Here is an 11,969-nt window from a genome sequence, read left to right as displayed (position 1 = left end):
CGGCAATCCACGCATTAGGGACGCTGCTTGATAGTGTCCTTTTTGGTTACCATGAATTGGTTAACCGTAAAACAATTGATGTAATTAATTATGTCTTAAATAAACAGACAACGAAAAACTGGGTATTGAAAAAATGTGAATTTACTCGATATTTTTCTTATGCTTGGGAAAATGAAAACGGGCTGGCTGATGCGCTTTTCAGCATACCTCAAGCGTTTGACGAAGATTATGTATGGGAATGGAACACACAAGTTTATCCATTTGAATTGTCACTTGTAAGACCTCAAACAGAAGTGGTTGCTCGAATACAAGAAGGATATAACATGCAAGGGTTCGAGATTGAACGAGATCCCAATAATTTAGTTAACCGTGTTTATCCTTTAGGTTCTGGTGAGGGAATTAATCAAATAAATATCAAATCAGTTAATAATGGTATTTCATATGTTGAGGATAAAAAATCTATAGAAAAATATGGATTAGTCGAATATGTGTGGGTAGATCAGAGGTTTACTATTCCACAAGCTTTAAAAGACAATGCAATAAATATGCTAAGTAAGTGGTCCATTCCGAAAGTCAGTTGGTCAGTAACAGCCGCTGATTTAACAAAATTAACTGATGACCCACTCATTGTGGATAAACTCCGCAAAGGTGGCGTTGCAATGATCAATACAAATGATTATGGATCCGTTAACCTAAGAATAAAGAAAGAAGCTAAAAACGATGTATTCGGCGCTCCACAGAATCTACAGTTGGATTTAGGTAATCTTAAAGATGATATTACAACAACTATGTCGGATCTTGGACGGAAACAACAGATTAATGAAACATATTCGCAAGGCGCTACTAATATCTTGAACTACAGCTATCAAGATAACTGCGAAGCGGCTTATCCAGCGATCATAGAGTTTTACTTGGATGATGATGTATTTCATGTGAACACCGTTGAGTTGACGTTTAAGACTAAAAAGTATCGTGGCTACACTAAAGCTGTAAAAGGTGGAGGAGCAAAAGTTACCTCTACATCAGCAGGTGGAGCTAGTACACAAACGAGTTCCGCTGGTGGTGGTAGTGTTGTTTCAAGCACTTCTGGTGGTGGCGGAGTTACGACAAGTTCTGGCGGTGGCGGAAGTACAGCAACTAGTTCAGTTGATGGACAGAGCACACAAACAAGTAGTGCAGGAGGAAGTCATAGGCATTTAATGTTTGCACCTTCTAGTGCATCTGGACCAATTCAGCAAGATACTAAATATGAAGCGGGAAGTGGAGCACTTCTAAAGATAGATGGCACGAATAGAGAAATTTACACAAAAGAGATTAGCGGCGAGCATACGCATACTATAACTACACCAGCACATACTCATAATGTTCCGATACCGAGTCACACACACAATGTACCAATACCGAACCATAGCCACAATGTTAGTATACCGAGCCATACGCACAAAGTTACTATTCCGAATCATACACATACGGTTACTTTGCCAGATCATACTCACCCACTTGAATGGGGGATATACGAGGCGCCAAACAGCGCAAATAGCGTGGATATCATCGTGGATGGTAAAACACTTCCTCAACACGATACAAGTCAACAACGATTGAATATCGTTGATTATTTGCGAAAAACTACTGGTGGCAAGATTTCCAGAGGAAACCACACAATCGAAATAAAACCGAACAGACTTGCGAGGATTGAAGCGCAGGTTATTTGTCGTGTATTTATTCAATCACAATTAGGAGGGCAGTTTTAATGCAGTTAAAAATTAAATTAATTAGTGATCAACAAGAATTCGTGGTTACTGATAAAACAGGAAAAACGCTAGACGATTATTTTGAACAGTTGATTGATAATAGTACACCATTCATCAAGATTGGAAACAAAATTTTACAAAAATCTACTATCGAATATATTGATGCAGACTAAAGGGGTGGAAATTTATGGCAGTTGAACAAATTAAAGAAACAGACACGCTCAACCAGGGGCGTGTAAAGATCAATGCGATTTTAGATCAGTCAAATGCTTCATCAGAGAAAGTTAATGATTATCAAGATCAATTAAAAGAAGGGATTGCCGAAGCTAAAAAAATTGCAGATGAAGCTGGAAAAGAAGCAGTTGAGATTGCAACAGAAGCTGGGAATAAAGCTAATGAAACGGCTAATCAGGCATTGTCAAACTCTAAAACAGCTATCACTACCGCTGATCAAGCCGTTTCTACAGCAAATAACAATAAACAAGAGTTTGATACATTGAGAAATGATTTTGATCAATTGGTGGCAGAATCTGGTGACAGTAACCCTGAGATTGTACAAGCCCGTACCGATACACAAGGCATTAAGCAAGCTACGTTAGCCAATCGTTTACAGATAGATTTCGCCAATCGTATGACTAAAGCAGAAGGAATCTCGTTACTCGTTGGGGATTCCAACATTAAAATTATGATGGACTTTGTAGGAAAGACTGCTGGCAATACAGCAACTAATCCAAATAAATATTTCTCAGATTTTACCGCCAAGACATTAAAAAAGCCAACCGATACATGGAATGAGGTATCACAAGCTGATTATAATAAATTAGCAAGTCGTGATGATTCTGGTGTTAGTACTGGATCAACTCAAAGTGGCGTTATTCCTCAGCAACGAGGCGAATTCAACATTATCGAAATTGTAAAAGCGTTGATCCCTCAAATTTTTGAAGGTATGGACAAAGAACAATCAGTAACTTTTATCAAGAATAACTTCATTTCTTTTACAATTAACGAACGATTAAAAGGTACATCGCCAAACAATAAAAATATTAAAGTGTCCACTTATTTACAATCAAGTGATTCATGGAGCACTCAAATTCAAGAGGCTGCGGCAGAGTTTAAGGATTTTGCAGTGCAAATCAATGATAAAAACTTTATCACGAATGAAGGTTTTGTCCATTTAATAAACTATACCGATCCATCAAATGGTGTAACATCTTCAAATATAGAAACTGATTATAGTGGCATTCAAATAGAACTCTCTGTAAATGCACAAGACATCTTGGAAAAGTCAGGCTTTGCTAAATCGGCTGATATTAATAAGAAAATTGATGATCATGTCGATGATAAAAATAATCCACACGGGGTAACCAAAAAGCAAGTAGGCTTAGAAAATGTTGGAAACTATAGCTTTGCAAATGACGGTGAAGCAGTAGCGGGTACTAGCTCTACTAAATACATGCACCCTAAAAACGTTTCTGATGCGATTAAAGGGCAAGCAGTCACGCAAACAGGTGATCAATTTATTGCTGGTGTTAAAGATTTTACTGGTGGATTACAGGCCAGCGGATTGCCAGTTACGGCAGGTTATGTAAGTAAAGCAATCACAGATGCTGATAGAGCTGATTTAAACAACATCACAGAAGTTAATGGATTAATTACCCGGATTGGGAATCTAGTTTTTGTGGCGTTTAACTTCAAGTGTTCTAATTGGGCATCTGGAGTTGAAACTAGATGGATTATAAAAGTGCCAACTGGTTATCGACGTGACTCTGGTTTACCTGCACAGATTCCGCTTGTTTTAACACGAAATGCAAATCAATCAGCAGATGCACGAGCAGTCATTGATCAAAGTAATATTATCCAAGCTAAATCAGGGAATGGCAGTAGCTATATATCTGGCATGTGGGTGACAAATGATGAATGGCCAAATTAATAAGTTGTAAGGTGGAGCGCAAATGGAAGTTTTAGACAAATTATTGGAAGTGAATAGTTTTCTTGTGGCGATTGGATTAGGAGGAATTCTATCGATCGCTACTAAAATATATAAACAATTGAAAACGACTAAGCAACAAACGGAACAAAGATTCAAACTTTTAGAAGATGCTAACTTGGCATTACTTCACGACAAGATTTATCAGCAATGTTCTCATTTTTTAGAACAAGGCTGGATTGCTGTGGATGATCTAGAAAACCTAGATTATATATGGCGTGGATATCGTGGTTTAGGCGGTAACGGAACAGGAGAAGCATTGTATAAAAAAGTATTGGATTTACCAAACAAGAAGGAGGGAAAAAGATGAAAATGTCAGATGAAACATACAAAAAAGTGAAGTGGGCGGTATCAGTTGTGCTACCAGCTTTAGGTGTGCTTATTGGCTCATTAGGAAAGGCTTATGGCTGGAAGAGTACCGATTTAGCCGTAATCACTATTACAGCCATTACAACATTTTTAGGTGCAACTATGCTGTATAGTACTAACCAATACAACAAAGAAGGAGATGACAGCAATGGAGATCAAACGTCAGATTAGAGCAACGCCCCAAGTGGGCTACGCTCCTTATAGTCAAGTGCACGCTCACAGCACAGGGAACCCGAATTCTACTGTTCAAAACGAGGCAGACAACCAAACTAATAATAAACCAGTAGCGTTTTTTACTCATGTAGTAGGTAATGGTCAGATTATCCAAATTGCAGAAGTAGGTCGCGGTGCTTACGATGTTGGCGGCGACTGGAACTACGAAACTTATGCTGCTGTCGAGTTAATTGAGAGTCATGCGAATAGAGCGGAGTTTGATCGAGATTATCGTTTATATGTCGATTTATTAAGGCAGTTAGCAAAAGAAGCTGGAATTCCATGTACACTTGATACAAAAGTTCTAGCAGGCATCAAAACGCATATGTTTTGCACGCACAACCAACCAGGGAATGAAAGTGATCATATTGATCCGTACCCATACTTAAATAAATGGGGAATCACTGTTGATCAGTTTGAAAAAGATTTAGCAACAGGATTCGGAAATGAAGCAAATAACACTAATAACACGGAAGAACAAAAACCACAAAAAGAAAAGGATGATGATATCATGTTTACTTATATTAAAAAATTACAAAATGGACGAGACGAGATTTGGTTTGTATTTGGGAACAAGCGTATGTATTTACCAACTGGGCTACATGTAGATAATGCGGATTTACTATTAACAAGAACAGGTCATACCACGAAGCGTGATGTTTATCAGCATGACAATTTTGCTTTGTTGATGATTGAAAAGGCAACTGAGGTTGTTAAGTTATAGTTTTTGAACAGTAAAATGAAAGCCTATCTCTTAATTGAGGTAGGCTTTTTTTGTTATTCGATTTTCTCAAATACTTCTTTGTATTTTGCGAATTCTTCATCCATTTTTGCTTTACCTGTAGAGTCTTTTGGTTGATAAGTATACATCAGGGATAATATTTTATCATTAGTCGCCATGTAAAGAGGACCAGAAGATACTTCTTGTAAATATTTTTCCCCATTCTTTAAGTCTTCGATTGATTGATATGTTTCTATACCAATACCACTAACTCCTTCTAAATTTCCTGTATCGAAGCCCATTTGACTAATCGAATGGGTTGGATTGTTTTCAGCTTCATAGGATTCAGGGATGTATTCATATGTTTTTGTTCCATTTTGAGGCTCTAGTGTTAAATTCTTATCAAGAAAAGCCCCTACAATTTTTTTGTTTGTATCCGATGTCATATCCGATAAGATTTCTTCTTTATCTTGCTTGTTCTCTTTGGTTTCTGAACTAGAAGAGCTTTCCAATTCCTTAACTCTAGATTCTAATTGTTCCACCTTACTACTAGAAGTTGTTTCCTTTTTATCATTACCACATGCTGTAAGTCCAAATACTGCAATTAATAAAACTCCGTAAACTACTTTTTTCATGTTAATCCTCCTAAGATAATTTTCTAAATAAGTATATCAAACAAAACGTTATGATTAAACAGATAACTGGTTTTTAGTGTTTTACAACAATTCGAAAGGGGCAGAAAAGGGGCAAAAATTGAATAATAGTTAACAAAAAATGAAGTTATTTGAATAACCAGTCTTAAACAAAAAGCCCATTGTGGCAATAATTGAATAACAATTAGTTAATATTTGAATAGTCCATAGTTGGGTTCGTGCATTACATGGTAAAGCAGCTCGTATTAAAGAAATTAGACGCTAAGAGAAAATTAAGATGTAACGAATTGTCTAACGTGTGAAACCCCTTGATATCAAGGGGTTTTTTGTTGTCTTAAATGTTCTGAAATGAAAAAAATCTGAGATTGCCCTCAATTTTTTCATTTTGACTACTTAGGAAGTCAAAAAACTCCTGTTTTCATCCAAAATATTGACTGCAAAAAGGATTCGGAAAATACCAATTATTCAACCGAATTTTGCAAATAGAAGAATTTGCTTGCTAAAATGCTGAATATTACCAAGCGCTCTTCACGTTGCAAAAATGGATACATTTTACTGGTTTAATAAAAAGTTAGGAGCGGAAATATTGAAAACTAATGATAAGAGGATTGTTTGGAAGGAAAAAAACGATCTAGAATTGATGTCAATTATTAGTAGTATTCATGATAAGGAAAATATTTTTACAAGCAGACAATACCAAGAGTATAAGAAAAAGCATTCTCAAGCAGTTCCAAGTCTCTGGTTCATTCGAGAGCGATTTAGTTCTTGGGAGGGACTTCTTCATAAATTAGGAAAGCCAACTTACAATAAGGAACAATGGTATCGATATTCTGATGAGGAATTAAAGCTTCTTGTTACAACTTTTATCTCTGAAAAAGAGATAAAATCCCAACATCAATATGAAAAAATTAGTGGGAAAAATAATATGCCTAGTCTCTATACTTTACGAATGAGGTTTGGAGAAAGAGTTAGAGCCTTTTTTAAGAACAAGGAATCTCACGTAATACAAGAAACAAACTTTGAATTATTAACGAAGCTAAAATCAGAAATCATTCGATTGAATTTAGAATCTGATTTGTCTATGACCAAGTTTAATGAGTTATATGATGACAATGAGTTACCTTCTGTTTTTACAATTATGCGTAAAACTGACAAAACATGGGAGCAGTTGATGGCTGAAATAGGATATGATTATCAAGAGATTAAAATGAGGAAGATCAAGAAAAATTTAAAAAACAATAACTAGTGATAGTATAATTGAATATATGTTTTGACCATTATTCTAAGAGCCAGATTTTTCCATAAAAAAATCTGGCTCTTTTTTTGTTTCAAAAGGATAAAAACGTCAATGAACTAAACTTTAGAAGAAAGAAGGTGTCCAGTGAATGTTTCTTTAGAAGAACTAGATGAAAAAAGAAAGAAATTTACTAAGGAATATGCCACTTTAGTGGAAAAAGAAGGATAACTATATCTAGAATGGAATCAGCTACATGATAATTTTTTTAGACGGATTTTTCAACACAACCAATTAAAACAACTTGAAGCAGAAATTAAACGAGTATTAGAGCAGCAGGAAAATAACTTTTTTGAAAGTAAAATGGTTGAGCAAGATATTGAAAGTTTAAAAGCAGAAGAAAAGCTTAATACTACTATTTACCAAGTGACAGAAATACTGTTTGAGAAGGGCTTATATTTAAGCGAAAAAATTTATTCACCTGAGAAAATAAGAAGTGCTGATTTTGTAAAACTTGAAGTAGATGAACGTGCTGAAAAAACTTATAACCATATTCCAAGTGTGTTAGAGATTATTAATTTTGCCGACGATCACGGATTAATCACTAAAATTGATAGTACAGAAAAGCGGAAGCTTTACAGGGAGCTAAATAAGATAGATTTTGGCGTAGATGAAGAGCCCTATTCATATGCTAATGTAGTTTACAGTTTATTTGAGCATAATAATGAACCATTTGTATATGTTTACGATGATAGAGATCGTCTGTGTGTTTGGGATTGCAGCAAGTATGTATTTTTTTCAGGTAAACATAATGAAAATAAGGAAGAATTAAAGCAAGAACTTGTTAATATGAAACCACAAGAAGAACAAGTAAAAGAGGAACAGAAAGTTGATGAAAGCTTTTCAGCACAAGAAGAAATTGAACAAATAGCACAAGGATTTATTGCTAACTTCTTTGATGATAAACCTAGTTTTCTAGAGCAGAGTGTAAGCAATGTATTTTTGTTTGGGTGAAAGATGGACAATCAGTTGGAGCAACTATTCAAGGTACTATTATTGATTATCAAGTAAATGAAAAACGAGGAACAATCAAAAAAATTGCCTATAATTCTGAGCGTAATTTTGGTTTTAATGTCTCTCTAGGCGTACCTACTAAGCTATATATTTTTGAATCAACAATCGACTTATTAAGTTATTGGACATTAAATAAGGAGTTAAGAAATTGCATGTTAGCAAGTACAGAAGGAACGAAAGAAAAAGCTGTGTACAATTTTATGAATTACATGTATCTGTCAAAAAAGCAATTACCTTTTAATGGTGTCTATATTGGCAGTGATAACGATATTGCTGGACAAAAAATGTTAGAGAAATTTATCGGGAAAAGTTTTGTTTACCAAAAGGAAAAGGAGGAACACTTGGACATTATTTTTTTTAATAATGTTCCCAATGATTCTCAAATTCCTCAAAGAAATATAGATGTTTATCAAAAGATTTGTAGAGAAGTGACTCAATCCTACTCAGATAAACGAATAACAGATTGGCGATTTATGGCTGCAATTCATAAGGCAATTACGAATCTATCAGAAAAAAACATACTGTCGAATAATCAGAAGTATGATAAGTATTTTGGCGATGCAAAGGCAAATAGTAAAAATGCACAAATAATTAATTTGGAAAAAGAATGTAAAAAATTAAGTCATGCAATGCAACAATCATTATTCATAGAAAAGCTTAGTATGAATCGTTTATTAGATCAGAAAAATAATATATCTGGAGCAATTAAAATACGAAGTAAGATTGAAAGGGTCTATGAAGCATATTGTCTTTATTATGAGCCAGTAACAGCACCTATAATAAGTGATTGGAACGATGTACTCAAAGCACAATCAACGGAATATACGTATTTTGATGGTGAAGAGACTTATGCACGAATTCAATACAATAATGGAAAATTGAATATCTTCAAAAAAAGTTCTTCTGATACAAAAAAAGAGCTTTCTTTTGAGGCCGACTCCACAAAAGAAATGGATTTTTTGTTAAAAAATTATGGGTTTTATGCGATGGATAAAGAAGATTTTCATCAGTACAATCAAGTGGATCAAAAACAAAAAATACAACTAGAACAAACCTTATAAGGAGGGAATAGTTATTAGTAAAGAAAAACTAAAGTATTACCAAGAATGGGAAACGCCACCAAAGCTATTTGAATTGCTAGATAGTATCTATCATTTTGATTTTGATCTAGCTGCAAATGAGGATAATGCCAAATGCAAAAATTTTTTCACAAGAAAAGAGGATGCACTAAGACAAAATTGGTCTGGCTTGGGAAATTTATTTTGTAACCCACCACATGCACCGTCCATCCAAACAGATTTTGTCAATAAGGCTTACTACGAATCACTGAAATCAACGGCTGGTGTTATTTGTCTATTGATTTTGCTAACAAGTTGTACAATTTTGGAGTTGAACATTTATTTCATGATACGGATATTTTGTTTATGGAAAAGAAAATATTAGGGAAACACGAGATAAATACTATTCTGAGACATACAAATTCAGAATATAATACAAACTATTTAAAAGATTTTAGAACAGGAATGTATAGGTGTATTCCTAATAATTATGAAAATAGTGTTGCAATTGAATTGGTAACTGATTCGGCAAAAAAGAATAATGTTTCTCAACAACAAACTTTAGATATGTAGATAAAAATTTATTAACAATCATGTATTGTATCTTCTTAGCTTTATAATATAGCTAATTTATTTGAGTATGTAAGATTAAAAAATTAATGTGTATACTGATACAAATATGGAGCTACGTTAGGTTGAGGAAGTGATGCTTCCTACTAGTAGAAGCCTTAGAAATTTTTTCTAAGGCTTTTTTGTAATCTGAAAAAAGCAGACTATAGTTGTTAAAAAACTTGTCCTAAATTGCTATTAATTTCTTTGATGTATTAATTGCGGTAGTGTTAGTTTTTAACGTAGGTAGGAGAAAACTAATTATTCATTGAAACTAAAAAAAATGAAAAACCTTTCAAACCAATAGGAAAAGAGGAGGTTTTTACGAATGAGTTGATCCAGTATTTAACAATTAATAGGATCAAGAATTTGCAGAAATACCAGTTAAATATTTGGAACAACAAATAAAAGCAACACAACTCATAATTTAAAATTATTTTAGCGAAAAAGAAAACTGGGTGATTATAAACTAGATTCAGCTTTTTATATTTAGCGTTAAAAATTTGAATCATCATTCAATTTTTAAAAAGCGATTTTAAATTAAAGAATAAGCATTTGAAAATCATTTTTGTTCTCTTTAACATGAATATAGCAGTCGTGATACATTGAATACATATTAGATGAATTTGAGGTGTTGAAAACATTAAGGATATTTATAATTTGTTTTTCAGCATTATTTTCTTCATTAATAAAATTTATAAGCGCTTCTAAAAAAAGAATCGAGCATCTTTCAAAAATAGCATCTTCACTCAAGTCTATCTCTTTAATAATGTTAAAATATTTTCTTAACTTTTTTAGTTCTTTTCTTTGAAGAAGTAGAAAACAAACATTTAGGAGCATTCTAATATTTTCGTTACCATACCCTTTTAATTGAACGTATTTTTCAAGATTAGAGGTAGATTTGTTAATAATAGCATCAATCATTTCAGAATTGAAAACGAACATTATATTGTTAAAGAGAACCAATTCGTAATGAGTCCAACTATTTACGCCAATTAAATATTTTTGCATCAAAGTAGCACTTTTTTCAAAGGGGATATCTAAGATTTTAGCCAACAGTATATCACTAATGTAGTATAGATGAAGGAATTTTTGATTCATGTCTTTATTGTCAAAACAGTATTGTTTGATTTTGCTTATTTTGGAAGCATTCTTAGATTCGAACAATTTTTTTAAGGATTTCATTATTTTTATGTATTCTTTCTCTTCATATCCGTTTTGTATTAATAAAAATTCATCAAATTCGACACATAATTTATCAAGTATATAACTAAAATTTGTAATTGAAGTACTTGTTTCCCCTTTCACAAATTTATAAAATGTTTGTCTAGATAATTCTTTTCCGCAAACATCTTTTATCGTCAATCCTTTTTGTTTTCTCAAAAATTCTATCGTTTCTCCAATCTCCATAGATTTCCCCCCTACGCTAGCATTGTTTTTTGTAAGTTATTGTTTACTTATAAACATATTATACTACATTTATTTCTGCTCATTCAATATATGGTTTATATTTTGTACATAGCTAACATTTGAATTATAAGGTAGGTGATTAGAATGTGGATTTGGTTATTATTATTATTTTAAATAGTACCCAATAAAGATTTGTAATGAAACTTAAAAAACGCTTTACGCTGGTGTATTTTTATTATTAGCTATGGAGTTGCTCAACATTTCTCTTATACACATCTAGATGTGTATAAGAGACAGGTATTTCCCCCCTACGCTAGCATTGTTTTTTGTAAGTTATTGTTTACTTATAAACATATTATACTACATTTATTTCTGCTCATTCAATATATGGTTTATATTTTGTACATAGCTAACATTTGAATTATAAGGTAGGTGATTAGAATGTGGATTTGGTTATTATTATTATTTTAAATAGTACCCAATAAAGATTCTGTCTCTTATACACATCTAGATGTGTATAAGAGACAGGGATTTGGTTATTATTATTATTTTAAATAGTACCCAATAAAGATTTGTAATGAAACTTAAAAAACGCTTTACGCTGGTGTATTTTTATTATTAGCTATGGAGTTGCTCAACATTTTATTTTTTTTATAGATAAAATGTTTTGTATATACTTAATAAAATGTCAGAAGGGAGGGATAGTCATGAATAAATATGTTTATAGTAAACCATCTATTGAACAAGTAGCTACTTTCAAAGAGTCTACACGTGGAGTGTGGTTTGGAAGATGGAAAGATGTTTTTGGCGGTAAAGCGTTTATTGCAGTTGGATGGTAATTTTTTTTGTGTAATTGAAATAGGTAGTTTCTAAATCGCATAGAAACGTTT

The 11,969-nt window shown here is 33.1% G+C and carries 14 protein-coding genes; 12 read left to right on the top strand and 2 right to left on the bottom strand.

What is annotated here, in order from left to right; all coding sequences use genetic code 11:
* The 6 genes from A5819_RS15395 to A5819_RS20010 all read left to right on the top strand — a co-directional run.
* Positions 1–1,751: phage tail protein (locus tag A5819_RS15395; RefSeq protein WP_086353067.1), on the top strand; the 1,751-nt coding region annotated here is incomplete at its 5' end.
* Positions 1,751–1,924 (top strand): hypothetical protein, encoded by a 174-nt coding sequence (locus A5819_RS19330; protein WP_176271442.1) that lies wholly within the window; start codon positions 1,751–1,753, stop codon positions 1,922–1,924. The genes A5819_RS15395 and A5819_RS19330, both read left to right, overlap by 1 nt.
* 14 nt (positions 1,925–1,938) lie before the next feature.
* Positions 1,939–3,681, top strand: a complete 1,743-nt coding sequence (locus A5819_RS15390; RefSeq protein ID WP_086279615.1) for a hypothetical protein — start codon at positions 1,939–1,941, stop codon at positions 3,679–3,681.
* A gap of 22 nt (positions 3,682–3,703) precedes the next feature.
* Positions 3,704–4,048 carry a hypothetical protein gene (locus A5819_RS15385; RefSeq protein ID WP_086279614.1) on the top strand — a complete coding sequence of 115 codons (345 nt, stop codon included), beginning with the start codon at positions 3,704–3,706 and terminating at the stop codon, positions 4,046–4,048.
* Complete coding sequence (locus tag A5819_RS15380) at positions 4,045–4,278, top strand: phage holin (RefSeq protein ID WP_086279613.1); 234 nt, start codon at positions 4,045–4,047, stop codon at positions 4,276–4,278. The genes A5819_RS15385 and A5819_RS15380 overlap by 4 nt, the downstream gene beginning before the upstream one ends.
* A complete protein-coding gene (locus A5819_RS20010; protein ID WP_086279612.1) occupies positions 4,256–5,044 on the top strand; it encodes an N-acetylmuramoyl-L-alanine amidase in 789 nt (262 codons plus the stop codon). Before A5819_RS15380 ends, A5819_RS20010 begins: the two co-directional genes overlap by 23 nt.
* Before the next feature lie 53 nt (positions 5,045–5,097).
* Here A5819_RS20010 and A5819_RS15370 read toward each other — a convergent pair whose 3' ends face one another.
* Positions 5,098–5,676 carry a hypothetical protein gene (locus A5819_RS15370; RefSeq protein WP_086279611.1) on the bottom strand — a complete coding sequence of 193 codons (579 nt, stop codon included), beginning with the start codon at positions 5,674–5,676 and terminating at the stop codon, positions 5,098–5,100.
* 604 nt (positions 5,677–6,280) lie between these two features.
* Between A5819_RS15370 and A5819_RS19915 the strand changes: the two genes are divergently transcribed.
* From A5819_RS19915 to A5819_RS15345, 5 genes are all read left to right on the top strand, one after another.
* Complete coding sequence (locus tag A5819_RS19915; RefSeq protein ID WP_086279610.1) at positions 6,281–6,940, top strand: hypothetical protein; 660 nt, start codon at positions 6,281–6,283, stop codon at positions 6,938–6,940.
* 351 nt (positions 6,941–7,291) lie between these two features.
* Positions 7,292–7,942: a hypothetical protein gene (locus A5819_RS15360; RefSeq protein WP_086279609.1), complete on the top strand. Its 651-nt coding sequence runs from the start codon at positions 7,292–7,294 to the stop codon at positions 7,940–7,942.
* Positions 7,939–9,063 (top strand): toprim domain-containing protein, encoded by a 1,125-nt coding sequence (locus tag A5819_RS15355; RefSeq protein ID WP_176271441.1) that lies wholly within the window; start codon positions 7,939–7,941, stop codon positions 9,061–9,063. The genes A5819_RS15360 and A5819_RS15355 overlap by 4 nt, the downstream gene beginning before the upstream one ends.
* A gap of 7 nt (positions 9,064–9,070) precedes the next feature.
* Positions 9,071–9,445: a DNA N-6-adenine-methyltransferase gene (locus tag A5819_RS20140; protein ID WP_086353066.1), complete on the top strand. Its 375-nt coding sequence runs from the start codon at positions 9,071–9,073 to the stop codon at positions 9,443–9,445.
* A complete protein-coding gene (locus A5819_RS15345) occupies positions 9,427–9,633 on the top strand; it encodes a hypothetical protein (protein WP_086353065.1) in 207 nt (68 codons plus the stop codon). The genes A5819_RS20140 and A5819_RS15345 overlap by 19 nt, the downstream gene beginning before the upstream one ends.
* A 576-nt stretch (positions 9,634–10,209) precedes the next feature.
* Here the strand turns inward: A5819_RS15345 and A5819_RS15340 are convergent.
* On the bottom strand, positions 10,210–11,079 hold the full coding sequence (locus A5819_RS15340) for a helix-turn-helix domain-containing protein (RefSeq protein WP_086353064.1): 870 nt from the start codon (positions 11,077–11,079) through the stop codon (positions 10,210–10,212).
* Positions 11,080–11,786: 707 nt separating this feature from the next.
* On the opposite strand from A5819_RS15340, the gene A5819_RS19010 reads away from it, so the two are divergent.
* Positions 11,787–11,918 (top strand): putative RiPP precursor, encoded by a 132-nt coding sequence (locus tag A5819_RS19010; protein WP_139843308.1) that lies wholly within the window; start codon positions 11,787–11,789, stop codon positions 11,916–11,918.
* Positions 11,919–11,969 lie beyond the last annotated feature (51 nt).

Source organism: Enterococcus sp. 7E2_DIV0204, from assembly GCF_002140855.1.
In the GTDB taxonomy this organism is placed as follows: Bacteria; Bacillota; Bacilli; order Lactobacillales; family Enterococcaceae; genus Enterococcus_L; species Enterococcus_L lemimoniae.
This window is presented reverse-complemented; position numbering and strand designations above follow the sequence as displayed.

Excerpts from the sequence above, each read along its gene's own strand:
- A5819_RS15370 (WP_086279611.1), bottom strand. The coding sequence starts at position 5,676 with ATGAAAAAAGTAGTTTACGGAGTTTTATTAATTGCAGTATTTGGACTT.
- A5819_RS15360 (WP_086279609.1), top strand. The coding sequence starts at position 7,292 with ATGGTTGAGCAAGATATTGAAAGTTTAAAAGCAGAAGAAAAGCTTAAT.
- A5819_RS15390 (WP_086279615.1), top strand. The coding sequence starts at position 1,939 with ATGGCAGTTGAACAAATTAAAGAAACAGACACGCTCAACCAGGGGCGT.
- A5819_RS15380 (WP_086279613.1), top strand. The coding sequence starts at position 4,045 with ATGAAAATGTCAGATGAAACATACAAAAAAGTGAAGTGGGCGGTATCA.
- A5819_RS20010 (WP_086279612.1), top strand. The coding sequence starts at position 4,256 with ATGGAGATCAAACGTCAGATTAGAGCAACGCCCCAAGTGGGCTACGCT.
- A5819_RS19330 (WP_176271442.1), top strand. The coding sequence starts at position 1,751 with ATGCAGTTAAAAATTAAATTAATTAGTGATCAACAAGAATTCGTGGTT.
- A5819_RS15340 (WP_086353064.1), bottom strand. The coding sequence starts at position 11,079 with ATGGAGATTGGAGAAACGATAGAATTTTTGAGAAAACAAAAAGGATTG.
- A5819_RS19010 (WP_139843308.1), top strand. The coding sequence starts at position 11,787 with ATGAATAAATATGTTTATAGTAAACCATCTATTGAACAAGTAGCTACT.
- A5819_RS15345 (WP_086353065.1), top strand. The coding sequence starts at position 9,427 with ATGGAAAAGAAAATATTAGGGAAACACGAGATAAATACTATTCTGAGA.
- A5819_RS15385 (WP_086279614.1), top strand. The coding sequence starts at position 3,704 with ATGGAAGTTTTAGACAAATTATTGGAAGTGAATAGTTTTCTTGTGGCG.